The sequence below is a fragment of the Candidatus Eisenbacteria bacterium genome, from assembly GCA_020847735.1.
Classification (GTDB): Bacteria; Eisenbacteria; RBG-16-71-46; order RBG-16-71-46; family RBG-16-71-46; genus CAIXRL01.
The window spans coordinates 30253-57194 of the sequence record JADLBL010000023.1 but is presented as its reverse complement, the minus strand read 5'-3'; the positions used below and the strand labels follow the sequence as shown (position 1 = coordinate 57194).

The window sequence follows — 26942 nt, the reverse complement described above, 5'->3', positions numbered from 1 at the left end:
TCCGGGAAGGACGACGGGGCGGATCCATTCGGCGCGCGGAATGTAGCCGCCGGAGCGCGCCGGTTCCAACCCCGGATGTGCGCCGCGCGTGCCGTGCCCGGGTGGGCGCGATTCGGCAGCGCCGCGCATTTCGCACGCGCGCGCACGGCACGGGCGTTGCCTCGCCCGTGGACCCGCACGCACCCACGCACCGACACCAGGAGGTGGCCCATGTCCAGACTTCCGCTCCGCGACATCGCCGAACGGCTCGCCAACGCCCCCGATCTCGAGAGCTGCCTGGACACGCTGCTCGCCTATCTGCGGCCCCAGCAGGCGGAATGGCACCCGACGGTGGCGCTCTACGACTCCTCGCGCGAGGTCTTCCACCGCGTCTGGCAGCGCGAGCGCGGCCGGCTCGACCGGCGCGACCTGGTCCTGCCCGTGGACCACCTGCCGGCCCGGTTCGTGCGAAAGTTCATCCGGCCCAGTGCATTCTTCAATGGCGACGACCGGCGCTCGCTGCTGGCGAAGCTCTTCCAGTCGAGCCCGACCTACGAACCGGACCGTTTCGAAGGCCCGCAGGTCCAGCCCCTGACGGCCCCGGTCGGCTGGCGGTCGTGCGTCTGCCTGCCGCTCAACGACCATGACCGCCTGCTCGGGCTGATCGTGATCGTGAGCCCGCAGGCCAAGGCGTTCCCGAACGCCGTGGCCGAGGAACTGGGCGCCCTGCGGGGCATGGCGTCGCTGGCGCTCGCGCGGCGCATGAACGTCACCGAAGCGCCCTCCGGCGAATCGCGCGGCGCCACCGAGGCGGCCCGCCGCGCCGCGCTGCTCATGCAGGGGCGCGTGCAGGAGCTGCAGCGGCAGTCGGAGGCGCTGGAGGCCGAAAATCTCGCCAAGGCCGCGACGCTCGAGTCGCTCATGCGCGAGGTCGAGTCGCTGCGGGGCGAAGCCGACGCGCGCCACAACGAGCGCGTCGCCACCGCACGCATCACGAGCGCGCTCGAGGAACAGTCGGCGGCCGCGGCGCAGCACCTGAACGAGGCCTACGCGCAGCTCGCCCGCACGCAGGCGATCAACCAGGAGCTGCAGGACACGCTGCTGCTCGTGCAGCGCGCGTTCTCGGCGCTGTCGGGCTCGGACGACGCGGTGTCGCTCACGCGCTCGCTGGTCGCGTGGTGCTGCGAGCACTTCGACGTCGGGCGCTGCAGCGTCATGCGCGTGGACGACGCGCACGGCGACCTGCGCATCTTCGCGCACCGCGGTCTCGACCCGGCGCTCGCGGGCCAGGTGCGGGTGCCGATGGGCGCGGGTGTCGCGGGCTGGGTCGCGCACAACCGCCAGCCGGTGTTCATGCGCGAGCGCGAGGACGAGACGCCGGTCCCGCCGACGGGAGTGGACGAGTACAACTCGGACTCGTTCATCTCGATGCCGCTCGTGCACCGCAACCGCATCGTCGGGGTGCTCAACCTGAGCAACAAGCGCGACGGCGAGCCGTTCTCGGAGCGTGACCTGACCCGGGCCCAGCTCGCGGGCAGCGTGCTCGCGCTCGCGATCGGCGAGAGCGCGCCGGGCGCGCGCGCGAAGGCGGCGTAGCGTCCTCGCGGAACGGCGGACGGCTCAGCGCTTCGCGCGCAGCTCGGCGAGCGCCTGGCGGTGGGCGGCGAAGGCGATGTCGTGCGGCAGGTCCTCGAGCGGGAACCATTCCGCGTCGAGCGCGTCGTCGCCGGGCGTCAGCCGCCCGCCGTCGCCCGTGCCGATGTAGAGGATGAGGACGGCGCGCACGCGCGGATCGTCGAAGCCGGCGTAGACGCCGAACAACCCGGTCAGCACCGCGTCGAGTCCCGTTTCCTCGCGCAGCTCCCGCACGGCGGACTGTTCCGGCGTCTCGCCCGCCTCCATGAACCCGGCCGGGATGCACCACTCGCCGGCGCGCGGGTCGTACTTGCGGCGCACGAGCAGCACGCGGCCGTTCTCGACGAGCAGCACGCCGGCAGCGGGCACCGGATTGCGGTACCAGATGAAACCGCACGCCGGGCAGGTCGGGCGAAGGGTGCCATGCTCGTCGCGCGGCTCGAGGGCCGTGGCGCAGCGGGGACAGAAGCTCGGGTCGAAGAGGGACATGGACCGCGCAGCGTAAACGACTTTCCCCGAGTCGGCATCCGGGGCGCGAAAACGAAGCGGCCGGACCCGATCCCCGGGTCCGGCCGTCCGTGCTGCGTCACATCGAGGGGGCGCCGCGCTGCACCGTTCCGCCGTTACTTCGCCCCATGCTTGGCGCCTTTCGGCGCCGGCGGTCGGTCGACGCCCCCCGATGCGACTCCCGCGCGCGGCGGACCGCTCCGCGCGATGACTCCGTGGATTGCCCTGCGGATCCTGCCACCCGCTAGCGACGGTTCTCCTGCAGTTCCCGTCGCAACTGCTGGAGCTGCTCGCGCAGGTCCTGCAGCTGCTGGCGCAGGTCCTCGTCGTCCGCATTCCCCTTGATGCGGATGTCGAGTTTCCTGTCGTCCCCCATTCGGCCGAGCCCCATGGGTCCCTTCCCGTCGCGCAGGCGAAACACGCGCGGGGAGTCCTCCAGTGCGGCCTGCACGGTCTGCTTCCCGCCGCGGCGCACGAGCGTGACTGACACGTCCCCGCTCTCGTCCGCGAGCGCCTTGATCAGGTCGTCCGTGTCGTACACCGCGGTGCCGTTCACCGCCGTGATGATGTCGCCGGCGCGGATGCCGGCCCGCTCGGCGGGCGTCTTCTCGAGCACCTCGACGACCAGCGCGCCCCGGGTGCCGGAAGCGCCGAGCGCCGACGCGAGATCCTCGTTCAGCGCCTCGATGCGCACCCCCAGACGGCCGCGTCCCGCGGTGCCCATCCACATCATCCCGCCGCCGCCGGGCAGCCGGCGAACGTCGAAGTCGCGAAGGGACTCGCGAACGTGGTCCCGAATCTCGTCGGCGTCCGGCGCGTTGCCCGGGTGGCGGCGAACCTCCTTCTCCACCCGCGGAGCCGGGGCCGCGTGCGGCTCCGGCGGCGCGGGAGGCGCCGGCGGCGCGATGTCGTCGTCCTGCGGCCGCTCTGCGAGCCGCACGGCCAGCGTCAGGCGCTGCCCCTTGCGCACCAGGCCGAGCGACACGCTGTCCCCTTCGCGTGAACCGCCGATGCGCTCGGTCAGATCCTCCGGCGAGGAGATGTCGCGGCGGTCCACCGACACGATCACGTCACCCTTGCGCAGCCCGGCGCGATCGGCCGGGCTGTCGGGCACGACGCTCGAGACGAGCGCGCCGTCCGCCGAAAGGTCGAGTGCCTCGCGCAGGTCGCTCGTGACCTCCTGCGTGTACACGCCCAGCCATGCCCGGGCCGACGCGAGTGCCGGCAGCGTGAGCATGAGCAACGAGGCGGAGAGCACGAGCCAGCGAACTGGCGTCGTTCTACGCATGAACTTCCCCCTGTGTTAGCGTCCGGATCCTGGGCGGGGATCGCGTCCTGCTGTGGGGTTAGACAGAGCGATCGCCCATTTGGTTCCACGAAGTTCCTCCACGCCCTGCCGCGATCGGCGCCCGCAATCCCATGAAAGTCAGAGACGTGTTAACGCTCGCCGTGGAGGACATCGCCCTCGGCGGCAAGGCGCTCGCCCGTCACGAGGGCCGGGTCGTGTTCGTGGATCGCGGCCTGCCGGGCGACCGCGTGCGCGCGCGGCTCACGAAGGTCAAGCGCACCTTCGCCGAGGCGCGGCTCGAGGCGGTCGAAGCGCCCGGTCCCGAGCGGACCTCGGCGCGCTGCGCGCACGCCGGGCAATGCGGCGGCTGCCGGCTTCAGGAGCTGCCCTACGAGGCGCAGTGCAGGCTCAAGGAGCGCCAGGTCGTCGAGGCGCTCCGCCATCTCGGCGGCATCGCCGAGCCGCCCGTGCGCGCGCTCATCCCCGCGCCTTCGCCCTGGCAGTACCGCAACAAGATGGAGTTCAGCTTCATGCAGGACGCGCAGGGCGCTCCGGTGCTCGGCCTGCACGAGCGCGGAACCTTCGACCGGGTCTTCGAGGTGCGCGAGTGCCATCTGCCCTCGCCGCTCGTGGTCGAGATCCTGCGGCTCACCCAGCGATTCGCCCGCGAGCGGCAATGGCCCGCCTACCATCCCTCGCGCCACGACGGAATCGCGCGCTTCCTGATGATCCGGCACCTGCCGCTCACCGACGAGTGCGCCGTGCACCTCATCGCGGTGTCCGACCGGCTCGCGGGATTGCGCGAATGGGCCGCGGCGGTCGCCGCGCTCTCGCCCGCGGTGAAGACCGTGACGCTGGGCCTGAACGGATCGCGCGCGAACGTCGCGGTCATGGAAAGCGAGATCGTGCTGCACGGAACGGGCGCGATCGTCGAGCGGCTGCTCGGCCTCGAGTTCGAGGTCGTCGGCAACGCCTTCCTGCAGACCAACAGCGCCCAGGCCGGGCGGCTCTACCAGGCCGCGCTCGACGCCGCGCGCATCGAGGGCGGCGAGACCGTTCTCGACCTGTACTGCGGCGCCGGCACGCTGACGCTGCTGTTCGCGCGAGTCGCGCGACACGCGGTGGGGGTCGAGAGCGTGCCGGAGGCCGTCGAGCGCGCGCGCCGCAACGCCGTCCGCAACGGCCTCGGCGGGGCTCGCTTCGAATGCGGCGAGGCCCGGCAGGTGCTGCGCGAGTGGGCGCAGGGCAGGCGCGAGGGCGCGGTGAAGCCCGACCTCGTCGTGGTGGACCCGCCGCGCGCGGGACTGCATCCGCGCGTCGTCTTCCGCGCGGCCGAACTCGCACCGAAGCGCATCGTCTACGTCTCGTGCAATCCGGCCACGCTGGCCCGCGACCTCAAGGACTTCGCGCCGCTCGGCTACACGCCCGCCGAGGTCACGCCGGTGGACATGTTCCCGCACACGCCGCACATCGAATGCGTCGCGCGCCTCGAGCGGACGAACGCCTGACCTGACGGAACTCCGGCGCCCGGCGCCTTCCGTTGCAAATTGCCCTGCCCGGAGCCGAGCGCGCGCGTGCTACCCTCGTTGCCCATGAACCACCCCGCCCTGCGTCCGCTGGCCCTCGCCGCGGTCCTTCTCGCCCCGCTCGCCGCACCCTCGTCACGCGCTCAGGAGGGCTCACCCGCCAGCCTCGACAGCGGTCGCCTGATCGTCCTCGAGCGGGGCACCCCGGTGGGATACGAGGACTTCGCCTACGAGCGCCGCGCCGATTCGATCCTCGTCAGCGGTGCGCACACGCGCACGGTGCGCAACCCGGACGGTTCGACCGTCAAGTGGGTGAAGAGGTTCAGCCTGGTGGTGGATGGCCGGGATTTCGGCCTGCGGGGATACACGTCGAACCTCGAGGTGGGCACGGACCTGACCGTGAAGGGCGTCGTGCCCGGAGACACGGCCATGACCGTGTACACCGAACGCGATGGCGCCGGCACCGCCGAACGCCTCGAGCAGCCGCCGGGGCGGCTGTTCGTCATGGACCCGCCCCTGTTCTCGCTCTTCGACGTCATCTGCCGTCACGCGAGCATGCGGTCGCTTCCGAGCCGGCCGGTGGAACTGGTGACCCTGGGCGAGCCGGCGGGCACCGGGCAGGCGACCCTGGCGGCCGCGGGAACGGACACGATCCGCTGGGCCGGCAAGCGGATGATCACCCGGCGCTACACGCTCACCGACGAGAGCGGCACGTTCGTCGCGTGGGTCTCGCCCGAGGGCCACATGCTCCGCCTGCTGCACGGGGCGAGCGGCCTCGAGGTGCTGCGCGAAGAGCCCGCGGCGAAGGGGAAGCGCCGGGCGGCGGAGCGATCGCGGCGCCAATGATCCGCCGGCTCGCGCGGCGGGAGAATCACGCGGGGCCTCGGCCCCTCCACTGCCGGAAGCAGGGCTCCTGGATCACCGCTGGTCCCGCTCATCGAAGTACAAGCACCTTGTTCACGGCCCACTCGCGCGCCGTGTCGAGCCGAAGGAAGTAGACGCCGCTCGCGAGCCAACGCCCGCCGCCATCCACGGCGCTCCATTCGCGCTCCTGGTGCCCGGCCGGGAGCAGCCCGAGATCCCAGCGGCGCACCGCCCGACCCGAGACGTCGAACAGCGCCAGCGTGACCCGCGAGGCTCGGGGCAGATCGAAGGCCGCGAGCGAATGTCCGAGAACCGGGTTCGGCCGCGTCGGAAGGAAGCGGAACGGACGCACGAGCGGAGGCACTTGCGGAACGTCGACCCAGCCCGGCGCCCCGCCGATCCAGAACCCGCCCTGCAGCGCGTACGCCGCCGCGGCCAGCGTGCCGGCATCGTGCTGTCCGATCGTTCCGCCGAGCACGTAACCGCCGGCGGACACGAACGCCGTGCCGCCGCCCTCGAGCGCGCGCCAGGCGAGTGCATCGTAAGCGCCGGCACTGCCTACCCCACCAGCGACGGCCAGCGTCGCGGCCGCGGCGACAAACATCATCCGCCGAGCGTTCATCGCACACCAATCACGGTGAAGCTGAACGCGCCGTCGGTCGCCGTGCCGGAGCCGTTGACGATACGCAGGGCGACGAGCGCCGGGCCCGGAAGCGACGACGCCATCGCGATCAGGGTTCCGCTGTTCGCCACCGGGGTCACCGAAAGGGTCGTGTGGTGGGTGGCGAGGAACGGGGTGTCGAAGATGATGTTGTAGATGCCCGTGGCCGGGTGCGTCACCCTGAAACCGGATCCCTCGTTGATCGAGCCTGCGGCCAGCACCTCGCCCCGCACGATCCGCAGCGCCTCTTCGCTCGCGGGGGCGAGCCACTGGCCCGACGCGCCCATTCGAATGTCGCCGCGGACTTCGAGCTTGCTCGTCGGCGCCGAGGTGCCGATGCCGACGTTGCCGCCGGTGTCCACCCGCATCTTCTCGCCGTTGTCCCAGAACACCATGTCGCCGCCGGGGCGCGCGTTGGCGAAGGTCATGTCCGGGCTGCCCGCGGAGCCGTAACCCATCCATCCGGTCTCGGTCGTCGCGTTCTGGAATGAGATGAATCCCGACTGCTGCAACGGAGCCGCGCTGTCCTCCAGGACCATCGCGGGCTGGTTGGCCCTGATGTGGAGGGGGCGGCCGGGCGTCGCCGTGCCGATGCCGACGTTTCCGCCGAGGTAGCCGAGGTTCGTCCCGTTCATCTGCCAGGGCCCGAGCGCGTAGGGAGCGCCGGTGATTGCCTGCCGCGGCCCCAGCACCGTCACCGCCGAACAGGTGGTGTCAGCGCACACCTCGACCTGGAGCCAGCGCGCCTCGCCGTTGAACGCCTGCGATCCGAACTCGTTGCCCGCGTTCAGGACCACGGAGAAAATGCCGCCCGAGACCGGCACGCTCGTCAGCGTCTGAACCGTGCCGACCTGGTTGCCCCCGGTCGGGGGATCGCCCGATCCGGCGGCATCCCAGAGGCTGAAGCGAAGCGCCACGTTGCCCTGGACGGGCACGCCGGACCGACTGAGCTGGCCCTGGTAGCTGAAACCGTGTCCGAGCGTCGTCGCCGGCGCAAGGCCGGGCACGACGAGCAGCAATGCGGCAAGCAGCTCGTGGATCGAGTGACGCTTCGACATATTCACCTCCGCAGGGTTGGTTCGTGGATCCCCAGGAACTGGCCGGGCCTCGGCCTCACGTCCGGAACAGCGCGGCCCACCGGGCGATGTCCGCCCGTCAATACCTCGTGCGCCAAAACCGCCCGCGAAGTGACATGCGGCGCCCCACGAACCCCGAGAACGCCCCGGCGGCGGCGCTTTGCCGCCTCGGCTTGCCCGCCTGTCACATCCCGGTTCGTTTTGTCGCATGGCATGGAACGAGACATGGTGGGCGCGGTTGGCGGGAGCCTAGAATCCCAGCCGAGCGGGCAGTCTCACCCGGGGAGAGGCCATGGCCGACGAACGATGGTCCAGGTTGCGGGAGTTGTTCGACCGTGTTCGCGACCTGCCCGCCGTCGCGCGGCACGAGGCACTCGACGCGGACCCGGGCCTCGACCCCGCGCTACGTGACGAAGTCCATGCGCTGCTGAAGGCGCACGACGCGGCCTCCGGATTCCTCGCCGACCGGCCGGCGCCCGCCGCCGGCACGCTCGTCGGGCCGTATCGCCTGATCGAACCGATCGGCGAGGGCGGCTTCGCCGTCGTCTACCTCGCCGAACAACAGCAGCCGATCCGCCGCCGCGTGGCCCTCAAGCTCATCAAGCCGGGCATGGACTCGAAACAGGTGATCGCACGCTTCGAAGCCGAACGCCAGGCTCTCGCGCTGATGGACCATCCGGGCATCGCCCAGGTCTTCGACGCCGGCGAAACCGAAGCAGGCCGACCCTATTTCGCCATGGAGAACGTGCCCGGCGTCCCCATCACCAGCTTCTCGGACGCCGCGCAGTTGACGCTGCGCGAGCGACTGAAGCTGTTCCTGCAGGTGTGCGATGCGATCCAGCACGCGCACCAGAAGGGCGTGATCCACCGCGACATCAAGCCGTCGAACGTCCTCGTGGCCCGCGGCGAGACGGCGGTGCTGAAGGTGATCGACTTCGGCGTCGCGAAGGCCACGGGCGAGACGTCGCTGGGCGGACCGGCGATGACGCGCGAAGGGGTCATCATCGGCACCGCGGGCTACATGAGCCCCGAGCAGCTCGGCGCGATCCGCGCCCCCGTGGATACGCGCTCGGACATCTACTCGCTCGGCGTGCTCCTCTACGAGCTGCTCGTAGGCGACCTGCCGTTTGACCGCGATCGCCTCCGGAACGCCTCGTGGCCCGATGCCATGCAGATCGTGCTCTCCGATCCGCCGACGCCGGCCGAGCGGGCCGCGCGCTCCGACACGGGCGAGCGGGCAGGCAAGCGCTCGACCGACGCGCGCACCCTGATCCGATCGCTCAAGGGCGAGATGCAATGGATCACACTGAAGGCGATGGAGCGTGACCCCGAGCGCCGCTACGCCTCGGCCTCCGAGCTGGCCGCGGACATCCGGCGTTACCTCGCGAACGAGCCCGTACTCGCGGCGGCGCCCGGAGCGCTCTACCGCTGGAAGAAGTTCGCGCGCCGGCACGCCGTGGGGGTCGCAGCGGCCGGAATCGTGCTGCTCGCGCTCGTGGTCGGCGGCATCGCCACAGGCATCGGCTTCCGCCGCGCGGTCCAGGCCGAGCGAGTCGCGCGCCGCGAGGCCGAGTCGGCGAAGCAGGTGGCCCAGTTCATGGTCGGGCTCTTCCACGCCTCGGGTCCGGGCGGAAACCCCGATTCGCTCACCGTGCGGGCGCTTCTCGAACGCGGGTTCGAGCAGGACGCGACCGCGCCTCCCGCGGATCCTCTCGTGCGCGCCCGGCTGCTCGGCGCAATCAGCGACTCGTATCTCAATCTCGGCGATTTCGAATCGGGTCTACGGGCGGCGCGCGCCGCGCTGGCCGCCGTGGATGCGGCACGACCGCGTGACGAAGTCGAAGTCGGGCGCTATCTGGACAAGCTCGCGAACGGATACAGCATGGCGGGGCGCAGGGACAGCATTCCGCCGCTCGTCGACCGTGCGATCGGACTGCTCGCCCGAAGCCGCACCGGCGATCCCACGCTGCTGGCCATGAGTTACTACCGAAAAGCGCGCCTGCAAATGGATGCTCAGGCGCTCGACCAGGCCGATTCGCTGCTCGCACTTGCGATCGCCAGCGCAAACCGCTCTCCGAAGCCGGACGCCAGCGTGCTCACGCGGGTCCACTCCAGTCGCTCGACGCTCGCCTCGTGGCGCTCGCGTCACGACACGGCGCTCGAGGAGGGCAGGAGCGCACTCGCGTACGCGATTGAAGCGAACGAGCCGCTGCAAGAGCCCGGGCTCCAGTCCATGATCGCCTCCGATTTCCTCCATCTGGGCAGGCTCGACTCGGCCCTGGCGCACGCCCGGATCGGCGTGGACATGGCCCGGCGGCTCTGGGCACCGGATCACCGTTCGGTCGCGATCGCGCTCGGTCGGCTCGCCGACGTCCAGGTGGCGCGCGGGAGGTACCCCGAGGCGATCGCCGCGGAAGAGGAGGCCGTCCGTATCCTGCGCGCCAGGGGGGCGCGAAACGACGCGCTCGCGTTCGAGCTGGCGACACTCGGCAGCATCCACAGGTCGGCAGGGCAACTCGACGAAGGAATCCGCCTGACGAAGGAAGCGCTCGAGATCTACCGCGAAGTCTACGGACCCGACCACGCCCGCGTCGGCGAGGCCCTGGCCAACCTCGCGGGACAAGAATTCCAGGCAGGGCAGACGAGGGCGGCCGACGCGCATTACCGCCGGGCGATCGCGGTGCTCGTGGCCAACCGCGACGAAACGCTCGTGCTGCCCACCGCGCGGATCGGCTACGGCAACCTGTGTCTCGATCTCGAGCGCCACTCCGAAGCCGAGAGCCTGTTCGTGAGCGCGTGGACCGGCCTCGACTCGTCGAACGCGGCGCTGCGCTCCTACTGCGGAGACGACCTGTTCGGCCGCGCGCGCGTCGCGGCCCGGCAGGGCCGCGCGGCGGAAGCCGAGGCGCTCGCGGCGATCGCGCTTCGATTGTGCCGCGGCGGTCTTGAGGAAAGCGATCCTCAGATGCTCGATACGTGGTTCTGCATGGCCGAAGTGAGCTGGGAGACCGGCAGGCGGGATGCGGCGATCGCGCTGCTCGCCAAGGCTCGGCGCAGCGGAGCCACCGTGAAGGACGTCGAGCGCTTCCCGAGGCTGCTGGCCGCGCGCTCCCGGCCTGACTACCCCTTCGTCAGCTCGCCGTAGAGCCAGGCCCGAGCGAAGGCCCAATCGCGCAGCACCGTGCGCGTCGAGGTCCCGAGCACTTCGGCCACCTCCTCGACGCTGAGCCCGGCGTAGAAGCGCAGGCGCACGATTTCCGCCACGCGTGCGTCCTGATCCCGGAGGCGTTCGATGGCCTCGTCGAGCGCCAGCACGGTCCCGGGATCGTCGTCGGCGGCGAGCGCCGCGACCTCGGCGAGATCGAGCGAAAGTTTCGGCGCCGGCCGCCCGTCGGCATCGCCGCCGCGCTTCTGGCGGCCGCGCGACCGTGCACGGTCGATCAGGATGCGCCGCATGGCCTCGGCCGCCGCCGCGAAGAACTGACCGCGACTCTCCCAGCGCGAACCGTCCGCGGGACCGAGACGCAGGTACGCCTCGTGGACGAGCTCGGTGGACTGGAGCGTGACGTGCCCGTGCTCGCCGCGCAGCCGGGAGCGGGCGATCGCGCGCAGCTCGTCGTAGACCTGCTGGACGAAGGTATCGGTGCCCTTGTGCGAGGGGTCCGCGGCGGGTTCACCGGCGGACCGTTCGCGGGGTGGAGGATCCGAGCTCGTCATGTATCGAAGCTAGCGAAGTCGCGGAGGTGGCACAATCGTTCGGCGATCGGAGCCCGGCCGGCTGCGCACGCGTGGGCCCGCGCCGGACGATCGATCGCGAGGCGGGGCCGCGGGCGCCGCGTACGACGCGCTACTCCCCGAGCGCCACGAACGCACCCCACAGGCGCGGCTCCGGCGCGCGGCCGTGGCGGCGCAGCCACTCGATCACCCGGCGCGACGCCGTGCGAACGGCGAACGCGGTTTCCTCGCCGCGGACGAACCGCGCGTCGTAGAGCGAGCGCATCCACAGGCTGCTGGCGTCGTCGTCCACCGGTGCGAGGCTCATGATCAGGGTGCGCACGCCGGCGCGGCGGCCGGCCCGCGGCAGCCCGAACACCCCCTCCCACGATTTCACCTGGCCCAGCCCGCTTTCGCATCCCGAGAGCACGAGCCACTCGGCGCCGCGCAGGTCCAGCCCGGCGAGTTCCTCGGCGGTGAGAAGGCCGTCGTCCGCTTCGTGACGTTCGCGCGCCTGCTGCCAGCGATTCGCGCCGGCAAGGACGATGCCCGAGAAGACCAAAGGGTTCTGCGCCAGCACCCGCGCCGCCGGCGAACCGCTGGCGCACTCGGTGCCCAGGAAATAGCTGTGCGTCGCGAGGTGGATGACGCGCCGGCCCGGGGCGAGACGCTTGAAGGCCGCTTCGTCCGCCTCGGGACCGGACAGGGCGATGGGGGCGACGCCGCCCGAGGCGCCCGCGAGCGCACCCGCGAGCGAGGCGATCGCCGCGGCTTCGCCCCGGGTCGCGGGCAGAGGATCGAAATGCTGACCGAGCAGTCCGCGACAGGCGGGCGGCCCGGGCGCCGCGGTCCTCGAGTTCGCGCGCGCCGCGGCTCCGCCGTCAGCGACGGTCCCATTCGCCGCCATCCGCGGCGCTCCGACTCCGGTGGAATCCACCGTCTCGCTCGAGCGATCGTAGTCCACGCCTCCGAACACGAGCGCGCCGTGCGCCGCCTCACCCGCATCCTGCGCGGCGAGCAGGTCGCGCTCGGAGCCGATCCGGTGCAGCACGCGCGGCTGCTCGACCAGCCAGCGCCCGGGCGAGGCCGGCAGGGCGTAGAAGTTCACCTTCTGCAGCTCTCCGTCGGGAACCATCCACACCGGCGCGCCGGCGGGCAGCAGCGCCACCACCGGGTCCCAGACGAGCCGGCGGAGCCGCTCGCCGTCTTCGAAGGCGCGCGCCCCCGGGGGACTCGCGAACGCCTGCGCGCGCCAGCGGGCCACCGCCGCGTCCACGGAGTCCGCCGCGCCGAGCAGCAGGAGGCGCGGCGCGGTGTCGCCCGGCGCGAGAACGAACGCCATGTAGTACTCGCGCGGCCACCACACGACGTCGCCGACCGCATCCTTTCGCTCGAACAACTCGCTGCGCACGTAGCTGACGAGCGCTCCCCGGCCGAGGCGGCGTGCGACGGCCGCCGGGGTGAGATCGGGCCCTGGGGCCGCGGAGTCGCCCGGCTCCCTCGGAGCGCTTTCGCGACGGGAAATCTCCGCGCGCAGGCTGTCGAGACCGCGCTCCGTCGCCGGTGAGTCGGGTGATCGCAGCGAGGCGAGCACGCGCGTCGCCAGTTCGCGCCGCAACCCGGTCGTGCCGCCCGCCGCATCGCCCGCACCGTGCGCCCGGCTCAGCAGCGCCTCGAGGACGAGCCCGCGCCCCAGCGCCATTTCGGTCCAGGTGTCCGAGCGCACCTGCGCGTCGGCCCCCGGGGTCCAGAGCGCGATGGACAGGAGGATCTCGATATCCCAGCGGCGATTGTTCGCGAACCTCACGCCGTCGTTCTCGGCGAACCACGGCACGGTCTCGTTCACGACCTTGCGCCGCAGCCGCGTGTTGTCGAGCATGATGTCGAACGCGCGGCGGTTCTGTCCGCTCCAGTAGAGGAAGAGCGCGTAGCTCGACTTCAGCTCCGCGAACTCCTCGCGCGAACCGCCACCGTGCCGTGCGAACGGCAGCAGGGCGCGCTGGAACCACATCTCGGCGGCGAGCGTGTCGCCGAGTCCGCGCGAGGCCCGTCCGGCGCGCGCGGCGGGAATGCTCGCGAGCCGGACCGTGTCGCCGTAAAGGACCCGGTAGACCTCCCACATCTTCGCGTACTCCTCGCGCGCCTCGGCGAGGCGGCCGCCGGCCGCATGCTCGGTCGCGAGGTAGTTGAGCGGGAAGTTCGGGTCGTTGACGAGCGAGATCGGATGCTTCGCGCTGATCTCGAGCGCCTGCCGCTCGGTCTGCACGCAGGCGAGCGTGTCCTTCTGCAGCCAGTGGACGATGCCGATGTCCACGAGCGCGAGGTACTCGCGAAGGTTGTCGCGTCCGTTCCAGCGCCGGCTGACCTCGAGCGCGTGTCGCAGCAGGGCCTGCGACTCGTCGAAGCGCTCGAGCTGGATCTTCACGCGGCTCTGCGCATAGTCCACGTCCCAGGCGCAGGCCATCTCCGACAGACCGTTCGCGCGCAACCAGGTCTGCGCACGCTCGAGCAACGCCGCCGCCGCGGGCAGCACGGCGGGATCGCGCACGGTCGCGAACGAACGCCAGATCACGAGCAGCGTCCGTTCGTCACCGAGCCCGAGGGTCGCCAGCAGCCGCTCGCGCGCCTGCGTTCGACGCGTCTCGGCGAGGGGGTCTCCGGTGAAGCCTTCGGCGTAGCCCCGCCACAGCAGCCCGAGCCCCGCCTCGGCGTCGTTCGGCGGAGTGCGCGCGTCCGCCGCCGAGACGCATTCCGAGAAGATTCGCACGGCCTCGCCGAAGCGGCCGCCCATCAGCGCGACGGCCCCGGCGATGCGCAGGTGCCGGGGTTGGTCGGCGCCGGCCAGCGCGCCCAGTTCGTGCGCCAGCGAGTCCGCGATCGCGACCTGCACCGCGGCGGCCAGCTGATCCTCGGTGACGAGCGCTTCGGCGAGGGCGAGGCGGGCGCGATAGCGCGGCAGCGGGTCGCGCGAGCGGGCGCGATCGAGCAGCGCGAGCGCGTACCGGGCGCTCGCCGCGGCTTCCCGCCAGCGACCCATGCGATATTCGACCCGCGCGCGATCGGTCCACACGCCCGCGAGCGGCACCGGCTGCTCGCCCAGCCGCTCGAGCGCGGCGACAAGCCGCACCGGGCGCCAAGCCCAGTCCGGGCGGCAAAGCCCCGGCGCTTCCGTCCGCACGCCCAGTCGCGCACGCTCGAGGCGTGCCTGCTCGCGGTCGAGCACCGCCGCGCTGTCCGGCGGCGCCGGGGGCAGCGTGGCGAGCAGGCTCTCGGCCGCGCCGAAGCGGCCTGCGCCAGCCAGCTTCCCGGCTTCGGCCAGCGCGGATCGCGCTTCGCCATCGCGTGCGAGGGCGTCCGCTCGCGCGGGGGCGGCCGCGCCGAGGCCGGCGCAGACGATCGCGAGGACGGCCAGTCGCAGGACGACGGCCTGATTGCCGCCTCCCGGTGGAGACATTGCTAGCGCGATATTCTCACATCGAGTGTGAACTCGCGCGACGATTCCCCGAGGGCCGGATCCACATAGCGGACCGTGAGCGTGCAGCGCCCCTCGCCCAGGCCTTCGACCGGAAGTTCGACGCCGCCCGGCATGAGCGCACGGCGCGCGACCAGGACCTGCCGGTGAACCAGGGCGCCGGTGTGATCGCGCAGTTCGGCGACCAGCATCGCGTCGTCGGCGACCGGAAGCGCCGGCAGCGTCAGGGGCACGATCGTCACACCGGGAGCGATTCGTATTTCGGTCATGGCTGCCGCAGCACCCCGGTCGCTGGTGGCGAGCGCGACGGGCTCGGCCGTGCGGCCCGGTTCGGGCACCGAGTTCCGCGGTGCGTCCGGGGCCGGCCCGGTGGAAGGCGCGCCGGTCAATGGCGTCACGGGGGAGCTGGCCGGCGGCGCCGGTGCGTGCAGGATCGGGCGCGGCCAGAGCAGGACCGCGGCCACGACGACCGCCGCGGTTCCGCCTGCCGCGACGAGTCCGCGCCAGGCCGGCGCACGGCGCGCCGCCGCGCGCGAGGGTTGCGACGAAACGGTCGGGGCCGGTTCCACCTGGCCCGCGACCCCGGCTCCACGCAACTCCTCGAGGTCGCGCCGGCAGTCCTCGCAGTGCGCGAGGTGCGCCCGCACCGCCTCGTGCGTCGGCTCGCCGCGCGCCGCCGGATCCCACTCGAGAAGCACGGCGACCGGCGCATGCCCGGCGTCGTCCCACCAGTCCGGCCTGGCGCCGAGCGCGCGGGCGAGCAGCCTTGCGCACGTGGCGCACCGGCGGGCGTGCGAGTCGAAGCGCTTCTGTTCGCCTTCGACGAGCAGGTCGAGCAGGTGGTCCGGCAGGTGCCGGCGAAACCATTCGTGTTCGTGGTGGATCGAATCGCTCATGGCCGTTTCCCGGGTCCGTTCCAGGGCAGCTTTCCCGCCGCGATGGCGGCGCGAAGGCTCCGCCTGCAACGGGCCCATCTCTGCAGCTTCGCCTGATGCGTGTCTCCCGGCCGCTTCGTCGGGAGCTGCTTGAAGTCAATTCCCTGCCGTCGGGCTTCCGCGAGGTCGAGACAATCGCCCGGCCCCGCGCGGAAGAACTCGATCACCAGCAGCGCCCGCCACTCGGTCAGCGCTTCGAGCTCGGCGAGCTCCTCCCCTTCAGCTTCATCCGGCGCCGGCAGGCTCTCGGTGATCGGTTCGTGCGCCGGTCGCCGCGCGCGCTTGCGAATGCGGCTCACCACCGTGCGCCGCGCGATCACCGTGAGCAGCGCCTCGTGATCGTCCGGGGGACCGGATCGACTCGTGAACTTCAGGAGCTTCTCGAAAACGTCCTGTGTGATGTCCTCGATGTCCTCGGAGGACCATCCGCGCAGCAGGCTCGAGACCCGACGGCGCACGGAGGCGCGCAGGTCGTTCCAGTCCAATGGTGACGGCGCGGGGTCTCGGGGGGCGGACACTTCTGCCTTCGCTGGGGTTGGGCCTGAAATCGCAGACGGGCGCGCAACCCAACACCGGGGGGAGCCGGAGGGGAGCCGTTTCGAAGGGCCGGGGGGACCGCGAGAAGCCTAGGCTTCGTCCCGCGATGGGGCAAGCAATGCTTCGGATCGCTTCCATATACAGGAGGTCGCCCGGCCGGCCGAAATGTGACGCCCCCGCCCCTCCCCGGACGATCCCCGCGAGGAATTTCACTCCGGACCCGTCATACGGAGCCCCGTCCGGCGACCTCATTGACGAGACCCACCACCCGCACTCCCTCGGGGTCGCGCGGCCGCGTTCTTCCTCCATCGGACGCGGGCGCGCCGCGGGTCCGTGGGTCCCATGCGAGAGAGGTGTGTCCGACCATTTCGGGGGAAAGGTCGGCGCTGACCGCCCGGGAGCGTTGTTGGCTCCCGGGCCGGCTCTTTTCCGGGGCAGCTCCGGCCGGGACTGGCCCGGGCTCATTCGCCCGCGCGGGCCTGGAGCCAGGCCGCGAGCAGTCGCACGCCGAAGGCGTTGGCCCCGCGGGGAGAGTCGGGACGCTCGCCGTAGGTCCATGCCGTGCTGGCGATGTCGAGGTGCGCCCAGCGCAGGCCCTTCGCGAAGTGCGCCAGGAACGCGGCCGCGGTGCAGGCGGCGCCCTCGCGCTTCTCGGACGAGTTCACCAGGTCGGCGGTCTCGCCCCGCATCTCGGTGAGGTAGTCGTCCCAGAGCGGCATGCGCCAGAGCCTCTCGCCCGTCGCCTCGCCGGCGGCGGCGAGCTGCGTGGCCAGCGCTTCGTCGTCCGTGAAGAGCCCCGCCGCCGCGCGCCCCAGCGCGATCGAGATCGCGCCGGTGAGCGTCGCGAGATCCACGACGCATTCGGGCTCGAAGCGCCGCGCGTAGCCGAGGGCGTCGGCGAGCAGCAGCCTGCCCTCCGCGTCGGTGTTCGTCACCTCGATCGTGGTGCCGTCGAGCGCGCGGATCACGTCGCCCGGCTTGAGCGCGCGGTCGCTCACCATGTTTTCCGCGCTGGGGATCAGCCCGACGAGCCGGAACGGCAGCTCGAGCACGGCGCTCGCGGCGAACAGCCCGATCACGGCGGCGGCCCCGGACATGTCGTATTTCATCTTGCTCATGCCCTCGCGCGGCTTGAGCGAATAGCCGCCCGTGTCGAACGTGACGCCCTTGCCGATCACCACGACGGTCGGCAGCTTCCGCCCGTCGCGCCGGCGCCCGGGCGCGCCCGGCTCCTTCTCGAGCACGACGAAACGCGGCGGGTGCGCGCTGCCTCGCCCGACCGACAGCACGCATCCCATTCCCAGCCGTTCCATGGCGGGCGGATCGAGCACGGTCGCCTTCGCCCCCACCGCGCGCGCGACCTCGGTCGCGCGCGCGGCGAGCTGCGCGGGCACGAGATCCTGCGCCGGCGTGTTGGCGAGGTCGCGAGCCATGCACACCGCTTCGCCGATCGCGACACCGCGGGCGAGCGCGTCCGCGAGCGGGCGCGCCGGCGGCAAGGCGAGCAGGACCTCGGCTCGCTTGAGGGCGGCTTTCGCTTCGCGCCGATAGGCCGTGTGGCGGTAGTGGCCGAGCACGAGACCTTCGCCGACGGCCTGGGCTTCGCCGGCCCCGAACTCCCCGGCGTCCTCGCAGGCGAAGGCGAACGACTTCGCGCCCAGTTCGCGCGCCCGCCGTGCCGCCTGCGCGGCGGCCGTCAGGATCCGCCCGGTCCCGCCCGCGCCGCGCGCCCCCAGCCCCACGAGCAGAACCCGCTTCGCCTTCACGCCGCGCGGATAGAGCAGGGCGGTCTCACCGGCACGCCCCCGGAAGTCGCCCGTTCGCAGCACGGCGGTCACGGCGCCGCGCGTGGCGCGGTCGAGCGCGAGCGCCGCGCCCACCAGGCGCGCACCCGGGCTCACGGCGACGGCCAGCAGGTCGGCCGCGCGCGTCGCGAGCGAGGACTTGCGAAAGGTGACGATCATGTCGGGAGGTCTCCTCTTGGAAGAATCGTGGCGTGCCGCGTTGTCACGGAGCGCCGACCTTACCGCCCGGGTGCGTCCGCGTGCACGGCGGCGCGTGGCCGCGTTCCCGAACGCCTCGCGGGCTCGCCGTCCCCCGGGAGGCGTCGGGCCCGCTTGCGCGAGGCGTCCGTGCCCGGCAATCTACGCGCCGGTCGCCGACTCCCCGTCGCCCAGCCACCCGCAGCGGCACGGATGCCGTTGCCGTCGCCATGGAGGAACCATGATGCTCCGCCGAACCCTCGTCGCTCTCGCCCTGCTCCTCGCCCTCGCCGCGGTCTCCTCTGGCTGTGGCCAGAAGTCCGACCAGTCCGCGAGCTCCGCCACCAGCGACAGCCTGCTCGCGACCAGCCCCATCGAGCAGCCGCAGGGAGGCCTCGAACCGCAGGCCGGCGTGCAGCCCGAGCCGACGCCCGCGCAGACGCCGGCGCCCGCGCCCGCGAAGAAGCCGGCGCCCCCGCTCACGAAGAAGCCGGCGACGTCGCCCGCGGCGGCGGCGACCACCACCGTGCCCGGCGGAACGCCCATCAAGATCGGCGTGGACGTCGCGCTCAACACCGAGACGGCGCACGCCGGCGATCCCTGGAGCGGCACCGTGAAGGAAGCGGTCACGATCGGCTCGTCCGCGCCCTTCCCGGCGGGCAGCGTCGTGCATGGCGTCGTCTCGGCCGTGAAGTCCGCCGAGAAGGGTTCGCGCGCCTTCTTCGTGCTGCGCATCACTTCGATCGAGGCGAACGGTCGAACGCACGAGATCGGCGCCACCGCCGACAGCATGATCGCGGGCTCGACGACCAAGCGGAACGTCGGCGCCATCGCCGGCGGCGCGGCGGCCGGTGCGCTGCTGGGCAAGGCCATCGGCGGCAGCGGCAAGGGCGCGCTCATCGGCGGCGTGCTCGGTGGCGCGGCCGCGACCGGCGCGGTGGCCGCCTCGAAGGGCTTCCAGGTCGAGGTCAAGCAGGGCCAGGAACTGGTCTTCCACGTGGACACCGACACGAAGGTCAAACTCTAGCCCGACGTTTTCGGGGCGCAGTCCGCGGCGCGGTTCCCTTCCGGGGGCCGCGCCGCGCTGTCCCCGGGCGTACTGCCGGTCGCGGCCGTGTGGCCGCGGCGGTACACCCCCCGGCGGCCGGCCCCGGCACCCCGGTTGCGGCGCAAGGCGTTGGCGCTTCGTCCGCGGTGGCATGTCCAGTGCTGGTCACGCCCCCGTATCCCGAAACCGACCCCTGCCCTGGGTGACCTTGCCGGCCGCACGCCGGCCGCATCACTGGAGGATCCATGAAGAAGCTCGTCCCGATCGCCCTGGGTCTCGCGCTCGTCGCGGCGCTCGCCGCCGGATGCGGCAAGAGCAACCCGAGCCAGCCCCAGGAACTCACCGCCACCCCGACCCCGCAGGACATCGCGCAGGTCAACGACGCCGTCGCCGCAAGCCCCGAGTACGTGGACGAGAACGTCTACGAGAGCAACGACCCGATGCAGCTCGACGCGGACGGCTCCGGCATGGCGGCGATCCGCCCGCTCTACTGGTGGCGCACGATCCGCTCCGTCACGCGGTCCTACGACGTCGCGTACACGAACCCCGACTCCACCGGACGGCCGCTGCTGGCGGTGGTCACGATCCACAAGCGCCTGCTCGGCGGATTCCACATCCTGGCCGGCGACTCGACGGCGGTCCCGTCCTCGCTCGTCCGCAAGCCGCTCGACGACCGCTGGGAGCGCCGGCTGCTCCTGCGGCGTGAGCCGCGGAACGACAGCACCGGCATCGTCATCTGGCGGCTCGTCGGAACGAGCGGCGTGAAGGTCACGTCGGCGGAGGCCGGCACGCACATCCAGAGCGTCCGCGTCCAGGCCGGCGTGCTCGACACGACCATCACCGCGCCGCTCGAGATGCACCGTCTGCGCCGGGTGCTGCACATTCCCACCGGCACCCAGGTCGTCCTCACGGTGAAAACCACCCGCGACAACGACGTCGTCCTGCTCTACCGCTGGATGCACCGGGCCCGCTTCCACAACGACGGCGGCGGCCAGTACACCATTCGCTGGACCACGGGCAACGACGGTGGCCTTCGCCATTTCGGTGTCAACGCGCTCTCGCACGGCACGCTGTACGACGACGCCGCGCCCTACGACTCGCAGGCGTGGATTTTCCCGTTCGTCGTTCACGACGCCGACGATCACCTCGGCGGCTGATCCGGGGCTCGAACGATCGGGCGGCCCGTCTGCACGACGGGCCGCCCGATTTCGTTCGTCACCGCCGGCTCGCGCGGAGTGCCCGCCAGCGCCTCGCGTCGCCCTTCAATCCTCGCGCCGCTTCTCGCGCTGCTCCTGGAACAGCTTCGCCCAGGCCTCGATCTCGGCCTTGCTGAGCGAGGCCGGCTTCTCGGGCTCGCCCGAGTCGCCGTCATCGCCCGAGCGGGCGCCCGCGCCGAGCGCGCTCGCGAGGAACAGATCGGAGATCGACACGTCGGCGCCCATCGCCCGGGCATGCCGCGCCACCTCGAGGTCCGCGGTCACGACCGTCACCCGGTCCACGCGTTCGACCTCCTGCTCCACCAGCCGGCGGATCAGGTCGTCGGCCTTCTCGGGCGGGCGCGAGAACCGCTCCTCGATCCGCCCCGAAGCCCCGTCGCGCCCTCCGCCGTCCGCCCCGTCCCAGACCACCAGAAAGCGGGCCGCCTCGCCGCCCATCATCCACGACAGCAGGTTGACGAGCTTCTCGCGCGCCTCACGCAAGGTCCGCCCCGGCCCCGGCTTCAACTGCGGCGACCGGTGCACGATGTTGTAGCCATCCAGAATGATCACCCGCTCCGACATGCCCGAACCCTCCGGCATCCCTCGCACCCCGTCAATACCCGGCGCCCCGGCACGAGCCCCCCGCGCCGCCCGCACCCCCGCGCCGCAGGTCCGTTGCGCGTCCGGGGGGCGCGCATCGGCGGAGTCGAGAGGCCTTCGAGAGCCATGGATGGCGAAGAAGGCCGAACGCCTAGCGAGCCGAGGGCAGGATGCCCGAGGCGAGCGTCCGCCGATGCGCGCCTCCTGGACGCGCAGCGGACCGCCGCCCGAGGCAAGCGTCCGCCGATGCGCGCCCCCTCAGTCACGCAGCGGCCCGCCGCCCGAGACGAGCCTCCGCCGATGCGTGCCCCCCGGACGCGCAACGGACCGCCGCCCGAGGCGAGCCTCCGCCGATGCGCGCCCCCCCCGGACGCGCAACGGACCGCCGCCGGAAAACGACCGCGGCGCGTCCGCGTACTCCGCGAACGCGCCGCCAGGTTTCGCCCGCGCAGGGAACGCCCCTACTGGTTTCCGCCCCTCGACGTGTGCACGATCCGCCCCGCATCGCCCACCGCCCACCCGCGCAACCCGTCCACGAAGTAGACGTCGTTCAGTGCCTGCGCGCTGTTCGAGGTCTGCGCGGCCCAGGTGCCGCCGCCGTTGAGCGTCTTGAGCACCACCCCGCCGCCGTTCGATCCCACCGCGTAGCCGGTCTGGTCCGACACGAACATCAGCCCGCGCAGGTCGTTCGCCGCGCCGAACGATCCGGAGCTCCAGGCCAGCGAGTCGGAGGTCGCCGCCGTGCTGACACGCGCGCCCGCGGCGCCCGCGCCCCACGCCAGCGTGTTGCTGTTGCGCCAGACCGCTTCCAGCGTCAGCGCCGTCACCGACGGCTGCACCACGTACCAGCTCCGGCCGCCGTCGTGGGTGCCGAGAATCGTGCCCGTGTTGCCGACCGCCCAGCCGTTCGAAGTGTCCGCGAAGGAGACTCCGCTCAGCTGATTCGCCGTCGGATGCGTACGCGTCCACGTCGCGCCACCGTTGGCGGTGCGCACCACGACGCCGCTCGAGCCCACGAACCAGCCGTGGCTGGCGTCGGCGAAGCGGACGCACATCAGGTTCTCGGAAGCGCCCACCGTCAGATCGCGCGTCCAGGTCGTGCCGCCGTTCGATGTCTTGAGCACCACGCCCGCGTCGCCCGCGATCCAGCCGTTGCTCGACGACGTGAACCAGACGCTCTGCAGGTCGTTCGTCGTGCCGCTCGTGATCGTCGCCCAGGTCGCGCCCGCGTCGAGCGTGCGCACCACCGTGCCCAGCGCGCCGACCGCGAATCCCGTGCGTCCGTCGGGCAGGAAGAAGACACCGTTCAGGTTTCGGGTCGTGTTGCTCGTCTGCGCGTACCAGCCGTTCTGCGTGTAGACGAACACGCGCGCGGAATCCGACTTGCCGCCCGCCGAAGCGACGATCCAGGCCGTGCCCTCTCCCTGCGCGGTGGCCAGGCCGTTGCTGCCGGCCGTGATCACGCCGTTGTTCGTGGACGTCCAGATGAACGACGCACCCGAGACGGCGACGTCGTTCGTGTCGTAGGCGGTCGCCGTGAACAGCCGCGAGCCACCGACGGCGAGCGAATCGCCCGTCGGCACCAGCTCGACGCGCGAGAGCGGCGGAAGCGGCGGAGGCGGTGCGACCGTCTTGCTGCTGCAGCCCGCGGCCGCGAGGGCCAGAACCGCGAGCACGAACGGGCGCCGAAGGGCGGCCCGGATGAAACGAGCGATGGGCATGGCGCGGGAATCCCCCGAAGTTGCGGAAGACCCGGCGCCCTCGCGGGCGCCACCGCCGCCGGCCGGACCGGCGCGGGGCCTTCCAGATGTCGGTGTGCGGTCGTTATCGGCAGGGCAGGCGCCCGGCATGATGTCACGTTCCGGGCCCCCCGACTGCGGCCTGCCCCGCCCCGGGCGCCGTGCCGCCCGCGTTCCCGGGCGCGCCGGTCCCCCGCGGGGCGAGCCCGGGCGGGCCCGCAGGGGCGCGGGGCGGGGTTCGCGGTCCGGGGCTTGAGCGCCACTCGCATCGCCGCTACCGTAGCGGGCCGCGACGCAGCAGACGGGCTGCCCGGGCCGGGACCCGCCGCGTCGCCGGCGCGGGCGAACCACCCGCGCCGCCCCACACCCGCCGCGCCCGCCCCGGGAAGGATCCATGCTCCAGGTCAGCAGTGTCCGGAAGATCTACGACGATCGAATCGTCGTGAACGACGTCACGTTCGAGGTTCCGCAAGGCGAGATCTTCGCGCTGCTCGGACCCAACGGCGCGGGCAAGACGACGCTCATCCGGATGATCACCGACATCATCAAGCCCGACGGCGGCGCCATCACGCTGGCCGGCAAGCCCGCCGGCGACCCCGGCAGGCCGCGCATCGCCTACCTGCCCGAGGAGCGGGGGATCTACAAGAAGGTTCCCGTGCTCGAAGCGCTGTCCTACTACGGCGAGCTCAACGGGCTCGGCGCGCGCGGCGCGCGCCAGGCGGCGGTGGCGCTGCTCGAGGAGTTCGAGCTGGCCGGCTGGGCGAAGAAGCAGGTGACCGCGCTCAGCAAGGGCATGCAGCAGAAGCTGCAGTTGTGCAGCGCCCTCATCGGCAACCCGCAGTTGCTCATCCTCGACGAGCCCTTCACCGGGCTCGATCCGGTCAACGTCGCGCTGCTCGAGGACGTGCTTCGCCGCCGCCGCCAGCAGGGCACCACCGTGCTCCTTTCGACGCACCAGATGAACAAGGTCGAACAGCAGTGCGACCGGGCGCTGATGATCAATCGCGGCCACATGGTGCTTTACGGCCGCGTCGGCGACATCCGCCGCCAGCACGCCGAGCACGCGTTCGACATCGAGGGCGGCGAGATCCCCGGCGGACTGCCGGGAGTGCGCTCCCGGGAGAAGGTGAACGGCGCCACGCGCGTCACGCTCGACGGCTCGGCCACGCCAGCGTCGCTGCTCGCCGCGCTGCTCGAGCGAAAGGTCGCGATCGAGTCGTTCAGCCGCGTCATCCCCCCGCTCGAGGACATCTTCGTCCACGTGGTCACCGCCGGGGTCGGCCTCGACAAGGGCCGCAGCGGCCCGCCCACCGTGGACCTCGACCCGCAGCTCGGAGGCGTGCGATGAAGACCTCGTTCGAGCGGGCGTTCATCATCGCGCGGCGCGAGTACCTGACGACCGTCCGCCGCAAGGCGTTCATCTTCTCCGTGCTGCTCACGCCGGCGCTCATGTTCCTGTCGGTGATGCTGTCCAAGTCGGGAAGCGACGACGTCCGCGCGCACGCCCGCCAGTCGCGCATCGTCGCCTTGGTGGACTCCTCCGGCGTCTTCTCGACCGCCCCGCTGCGCTGGGACTACGTCGTGCCGGTCGGACCCGCCCCCGCGTCCGCGCGGCGCGCCGCGCCGGTCACCGCCCCGAAGCCCGAAGTGGTGCCGATCACGGCGCGCCGTTTCGCGGACCAGCAGACGGCGCTCGACTCGCTCGACGCCGGAACGGTCAACACCGTGCTGGTCGTCGCCGGGGACTTCCTGCGCAGCGGCCGCCTCCGGCGCTACGAGCACGACACGCGGGCGTTCACGGCTTCGGCCGACGACCGCATGCTGAGGGTCTGGCTCACGCGTTCGCTGCTGAGCGCGGGCGTGGATTCCACCCGCATTGATCGCGTCATCGGGCTCGGCGCGACCACCGAGCTGCTGGTGCCGGACCGCGGCGGCCGGTACGCGGTGAAGGACGATACCCGGGAGCTGGTCGCCTTCCTGATGCCGTTCGCGCTCGCGCTGCTGCTCGGGCTGGCCATCGTGAGCGGCGGCCAGTACCTGCTGCAGGGCGTCGCCGAGGAGAAGGAATCGCGCATCCTCGAGTCGCTGCTGTGCACGGTCACGCCCAACGACCTCATGGTCGGCAAGCTGATCGGGCTCGGCGGCGCGGGCCTGACCCTGGTCGGCGTCTGGCTGACGTTCGGCATTCTGGCCGCCAGCGCCTCGCTCGCCATCGGACCGATCGACGTGTCGCCGATGCTGGTGATTCTCGCCATCCTCTATTTCCTGTTCGGCTACCTGTTCTACGCGAGCCTGATGACCGGCATCGGCGCGATCGCGAACAACCTGCGCGAGGCGCAGCAGCTGGCCATCGTCTTCACGATGATGAACTTCCTGCCGTTCTACGGCCTGACCAAGATCCTCAACAACCCCGGTTCGCAGATCACCATCGGCATGTCGCTCTTCCCGCCCACCGCGCCGACGACGATGATGATGCGGCTCGCCGTGGGCACGATCACCGGCGCCGCCGTCCCCGCCTGGCAGATCGCCGCGTCGCTCGGACTGCTCGTGCTGACGTCGCTGGCCGCGCTCGTGCTGTCCGCGAAGCTGTTCCGCCTCGGCCTGCTGCTCTACGGCAAGACGCCCAACCTGCCGGAGATCCTCAAGATCCTGCGCCAGAAATGACGGTGCGGGCGCCGCTCGCCGGCCTGCCGTACCCGCGGTGGCGCGTCTTCCCGCCCATCGCCCTCGGCGTGGTGATGGCGGCGCTCGACGCGATGGTGGTCAACATCGCGCTGCCCACCCTGCAGCGGCGCTTCGCGGTGCCGTTCACGACCATCGAGTGGGTGGTGCTCGCCTACACGGTCACGATCACCGGCCTGATGCTGAGCGCGGGCCGGCTCGCGGACCTGCGCGGACGGCGCGGGGTGTACGCCACCGGCCTCGTCCTGTTCACGCTCGCCTCGCTCCTGTGCGGGCTCTCGCCGTCGGTGCACGTGCTGATCGCGGCCCGCGTCCTGCAGGGCGTCGGCGGTGCGCTGGTGTCCGCGAACGGCTCGGCGCTGCTCGTCTCGGCGTTTCCGCTCGAGGAGCGCGGTCGCGCGCTCGGGGCGTTCGGGGCGATGGTCGGTGTCGGGCTCGCGCTGGGGGCGCCGCTCGGCGGCCTGATGATCGCGCACGGGTCGTGGCGCTGGATCTTCCTCGTCAACGCGCCGCTCGGGGCGCTGGCGCTGGCGTTGCTGTTCGCGCGCGTGCCCGCGGACCGGCCCGCGCCGGCGGCGCCGCCGCTCGATCTGGTCGCGGCGGCCCTGTGGTGCGGCGCGCTCGCCTCGCTGATGCTGGCACTTTCGCGCGGGCCGGAGTCCGGCTGGGCCGCGACCGCCGTGGTCGGCCTGTTCATCGCCGCCGGGCTGCTGCTCGTTCTTTTCTCGGCCGCCGAGGCCCGCTCGTCGCACCCCATGCTGCCGCTGAAGATCCTGTTCGGTCCGCTCGGCGCCGCCGTCTCACTCACGCTGATCGGCCAGGCCGTGACCGTGAGCGTCGGTCTGCAGGTGCCGCTCTACCTCGAGGAGGTGCTCGGTTACGACGCCCAGCGCACGGGTCTGTGGGTGGCGATCCTGCCGCTCGCGGCGCTCCTGCTCGCGCCCGCCGCCGGCCAGCTCGCCGACCGCTTCGGCGCGCGGCTGCTGACCGCCATCGGCATGGGAGCCACGGCCGCCGGGCTCGCGGTCCTCGCCGGGTTGCGCACGACGATGGCGTGGCCGCTCCCCGTCGGGCTGCTGCTGGTGGGCGCCGGGCAGGGGCTGTTCTCGGTTCCGAACGCCAGCGCGCTCCTTTCGCTCGTGCCGCACGAGCAACTCGGCATCGCCTCGGGGCTCCAGGGGACGACCCGGAACCTCGGCCTGTCCGGCGGCGCGGCGTTCGTCGGCGCAGCGCTCGCTTCGCGCTACCTCGCGCACGCCGGCCGCGTGCTCGAGGGCGGAAGCACGCCGGTGGACCGCATCGCGTTCGTCGCCGCCTCGCATGACGCGTTCGTCGCGCTCACCGTCATCGGCCTGCTCGGCACGCTGCTGGCGGCGATGCCTCGGGGCAGGGCCGTCGCCGCAAGCTGACGGGGCCGCGGGGCCGAACGAGCGGCGCCCGGCTCGTGCCGGAAGTCACAAAGTGACTTCCGGCGGACCCGGCTCGTTTCGCACCGGCG

General features: G+C 72.1%; 20 protein-coding genes. 9 read left to right on the top strand and 11 right to left on the bottom strand.

The window, feature by feature from the left end; translation table 11 throughout:
• Positions 1 to 210: 210 nt before the first annotated feature.
• Positions 211 to 1575 carry a GAF domain-containing protein gene (locus IT347_12265; GenBank protein MCC6350352.1) on the top strand — a complete coding sequence of 455 codons (1365 nt, stop codon included), beginning with the start codon at positions 211 to 213 and terminating at the stop codon, positions 1573 to 1575.
• Positions 1576 to 1599: 24 nt separating this feature from the next.
• Here IT347_12265 and IT347_12260 read toward each other — a convergent pair whose 3' ends face one another.
• Together IT347_12260 and IT347_12255 are read right to left on the bottom strand one after the other, a co-directional pair.
• Entirely contained in the window at positions 1600 to 2103 is a 504-nt protein-coding gene (locus IT347_12260; GenBank protein ID MCC6350351.1) for an NUDIX hydrolase, read from the bottom strand.
• A gap of 262 nt (positions 2104 to 2365) precedes the next feature.
• A complete protein-coding gene (locus tag IT347_12255; GenBank protein ID MCC6350350.1) occupies positions 2366 to 3409 on the bottom strand; it encodes a PDZ domain-containing protein in 1044 nt (347 codons plus the stop codon).
• Between the two features lie 146 nt (positions 3410 to 3555).
• Here IT347_12255 and rlmD point away from each other — a divergent pair, with 146 nt between their 5' ends.
• Positions 3556 to 4917: a 23S rRNA (uracil(1939)-C(5))-methyltransferase RlmD gene (gene rlmD, locus IT347_12250; protein MCC6350349.1), complete on the top strand. Its 1362-nt coding sequence runs from the start codon at positions 3556 to 3558 to the stop codon at positions 4915 to 4917.
• Positions 4918 to 5001: 84 nt separating this feature from the next.
• The gene (locus IT347_12245) at positions 5002 to 5781 is read left to right on the top strand and encodes a hypothetical protein (protein ID MCC6350348.1); all 780 of its coding nucleotides are present in this window, start codon (positions 5002 to 5004) and stop codon (positions 5779 to 5781) included.
• Between the two features lie 88 nt (positions 5782 to 5869).
• Here IT347_12245 and IT347_12240 read toward each other — a convergent pair whose 3' ends face one another.
• Together IT347_12240 and IT347_12235 are read right to left on the bottom strand one after the other, a co-directional pair.
• Positions 5870 to 6406, bottom strand: a complete 537-nt coding sequence (locus tag IT347_12240) for a hypothetical protein (protein ID MCC6350347.1) — start codon at positions 6404 to 6406, stop codon at positions 5870 to 5872.
• Between the two features lie 11 nt (positions 6407 to 6417).
• On the bottom strand, positions 6418 to 7518 hold the full coding sequence (locus IT347_12235; GenBank protein MCC6350346.1) for a hypothetical protein: 1101 nt from the start codon (positions 7516 to 7518) through the stop codon (positions 6418 to 6420).
• A gap of 310 nt (positions 7519 to 7828) precedes the next feature.
• Here IT347_12235 and IT347_12230 point away from each other — a divergent pair, with 310 nt between their 5' ends.
• Complete coding sequence (locus IT347_12230) at positions 7829 to 10681, top strand: serine/threonine protein kinase (protein MCC6350345.1); 2853 nt, start codon at positions 7829 to 7831, stop codon at positions 10679 to 10681.
• Here the strand turns inward: IT347_12230 and IT347_12225 are convergent.
• From IT347_12225 to IT347_12205, 5 genes are all read right to left on the bottom strand, one after another.
• A complete protein-coding gene (locus IT347_12225) occupies positions 10657 to 11253 on the bottom strand; it encodes a sigma-70 family RNA polymerase sigma factor (protein MCC6350344.1) in 597 nt (198 codons plus the stop codon). The two genes, IT347_12230 and IT347_12225, sit on opposite strands and share 25 nt — an antisense overlap.
• A gap of 130 nt (positions 11254 to 11383) precedes the next feature.
• Positions 11384 to 14704 carry a CHAT domain-containing protein gene (locus tag IT347_12220; protein ID MCC6350343.1) on the bottom strand — a complete coding sequence of 1107 codons (3321 nt, stop codon included), beginning with the start codon at positions 14702 to 14704 and terminating at the stop codon, positions 11384 to 11386.
• A gap of 2 nt (positions 14705 to 14706) precedes the next feature.
• Positions 14707 to 15618, bottom strand: a complete 912-nt coding sequence (locus IT347_12215; protein ID MCC6350342.1) for a hypothetical protein — start codon at positions 15616 to 15618, stop codon at positions 14707 to 14709.
• Positions 15615 to 16175, bottom strand: coding sequence for a hypothetical protein (locus IT347_12210; protein ID MCC6350341.1), 561 nt, complete (start codon positions 16173 to 16175; stop codon positions 15615 to 15617). The genes IT347_12215 and IT347_12210 overlap by 4 nt, the downstream gene beginning before the upstream one ends.
• 480 nt (positions 16176 to 16655) lie before the next feature.
• Positions 16656 to 18158: a leucyl aminopeptidase gene (locus IT347_12205; GenBank protein ID MCC6350340.1), complete on the bottom strand. Its 1503-nt coding sequence runs from the start codon at positions 18156 to 18158 to the stop codon at positions 16656 to 16658.
• Between the two features lie 259 nt (positions 18159 to 18417).
• Here IT347_12205 and IT347_12200 point away from each other — a divergent pair, with 259 nt between their 5' ends.
• Positions 18418 to 19203, top strand: a complete 786-nt coding sequence (locus tag IT347_12200; protein ID MCC6350339.1) for a hypothetical protein — start codon at positions 18418 to 18420, stop codon at positions 19201 to 19203.
• Positions 19204 to 19469: 266 nt separating this feature from the next.
• On the top strand, positions 19470 to 20381 hold the full coding sequence (locus IT347_12195; GenBank protein ID MCC6350338.1) for a hypothetical protein: 912 nt from the start codon (positions 19470 to 19472) through the stop codon (positions 20379 to 20381).
• A gap of 105 nt (positions 20382 to 20486) precedes the next feature.
• Here IT347_12195 and IT347_12190 read toward each other — a convergent pair whose 3' ends face one another.
• Positions 20487 to 21005 carry an NYN domain-containing protein gene (locus IT347_12190; protein MCC6350337.1) on the bottom strand — a complete coding sequence of 173 codons (519 nt, stop codon included), beginning with the start codon at positions 21003 to 21005 and terminating at the stop codon, positions 20487 to 20489.
• Between the two features lie 479 nt (positions 21006 to 21484).
• Positions 21485 to 22744: a hypothetical protein gene (locus tag IT347_12185; GenBank protein MCC6350336.1), complete on the bottom strand. Its 1260-nt coding sequence runs from the start codon at positions 22742 to 22744 to the stop codon at positions 21485 to 21487.
• Between the two features lie 412 nt (positions 22745 to 23156).
• Here IT347_12185 and IT347_12180 point away from each other — a divergent pair, with 412 nt between their 5' ends.
• The 3 genes from IT347_12180 to IT347_12170 are packed head-to-tail and all read left to right on the top strand — an operon-like array spanning position 23157 to position 26853.
• Entirely contained in the window at positions 23157 to 24110 is a 954-nt protein-coding gene (locus IT347_12180) for an ATP-binding cassette domain-containing protein (GenBank protein MCC6350335.1), read from the top strand.
• Positions 24107 to 25426: an ABC transporter permease gene (locus IT347_12175; GenBank protein ID MCC6350334.1), complete on the top strand. Its 1320-nt coding sequence runs from the start codon at positions 24107 to 24109 to the stop codon at positions 25424 to 25426. The genes IT347_12180 and IT347_12175 overlap by 4 nt, the downstream gene beginning before the upstream one ends.
• A complete protein-coding gene (locus tag IT347_12170) occupies positions 25423 to 26853 on the top strand; it encodes an MFS transporter (GenBank protein ID MCC6350333.1) in 1431 nt (476 codons plus the stop codon). Before IT347_12175 ends, IT347_12170 begins: the two co-directional genes overlap by 4 nt.
• Positions 26854 to 26942: the final 89 nt, after the last annotated feature.

Coding starts and splice junctions, on each gene's coding strand:
- IT347_12265 (MCC6350352.1), top strand. CDS start 211: ATGTCCAGACTTCCGCTCCGCGACATCGCCGAACGGCTCGCCAACGCC.
- IT347_12260 (MCC6350351.1), bottom strand. CDS start 2,103: ATGTCCCTCTTCGACCCGAGCTTCTGTCCCCGCTGCGCCACGGCCCTC.
- IT347_12255 (MCC6350350.1), bottom strand. CDS start 3,409: ATGCGTAGAACGACGCCAGTTCGCTGGCTCGTGCTCTCCGCCTCGTTG.
- IT347_12245 (MCC6350348.1), top strand. CDS start 5,002: ATGAACCACCCCGCCCTGCGTCCGCTGGCCCTCGCCGCGGTCCTTCTC.
- IT347_12240 (MCC6350347.1), bottom strand. CDS start 6,406: ATGATGTTTGTCGCCGCGGCCGCGACGCTGGCCGTCGCTGGTGGGGTA.
- IT347_12235 (MCC6350346.1), bottom strand. CDS start 7,518: ATGTCGAAGCGTCACTCGATCCACGAGCTGCTTGCCGCATTGCTGCTC.
- IT347_12230 (MCC6350345.1), top strand. CDS start 7,829: ATGGCCGACGAACGATGGTCCAGGTTGCGGGAGTTGTTCGACCGTGTT.
- IT347_12225 (MCC6350344.1), bottom strand. CDS start 11,253: ATGACGAGCTCGGATCCTCCACCCCGCGAACGGTCCGCCGGTGAACCC.
- IT347_12220 (MCC6350343.1), bottom strand. CDS start 14,704: ATGTCTCCACCGGGAGGCGGCAATCAGGCCGTCGTCCTGCGACTGGCC.
- IT347_12215 (MCC6350342.1), bottom strand. CDS start 15,618: ATGAGCGATTCGATCCACCACGAACACGAATGGTTTCGCCGGCACCTG.
- IT347_12205 (MCC6350340.1), bottom strand. CDS start 18,158: ATGATCGTCACCTTTCGCAAGTCCTCGCTCGCGACGCGCGCGGCCGAC.
- IT347_12200 (MCC6350339.1), top strand. CDS start 18,418: ATGATGCTCCGCCGAACCCTCGTCGCTCTCGCCCTGCTCCTCGCCCTC.
- IT347_12195 (MCC6350338.1), top strand. CDS start 19,470: ATGAAGAAGCTCGTCCCGATCGCCCTGGGTCTCGCGCTCGTCGCGGCG.
- IT347_12190 (MCC6350337.1), bottom strand. CDS start 21,005: ATGTCGGAGCGGGTGATCATTCTGGATGGCTACAACATCGTGCACCGG.
- IT347_12185 (MCC6350336.1), bottom strand. CDS start 22,744: ATGCCCATCGCTCGTTTCATCCGGGCCGCCCTTCGGCGCCCGTTCGTG.
- IT347_12180 (MCC6350335.1), top strand. CDS start 23,157: ATGCTCCAGGTCAGCAGTGTCCGGAAGATCTACGACGATCGAATCGTC.
- IT347_12175 (MCC6350334.1), top strand. CDS start 24,107: ATGAAGACCTCGTTCGAGCGGGCGTTCATCATCGCGCGGCGCGAGTAC.
- IT347_12170 (MCC6350333.1), top strand. CDS start 25,423: ATGACGGTGCGGGCGCCGCTCGCCGGCCTGCCGTACCCGCGGTGGCGC.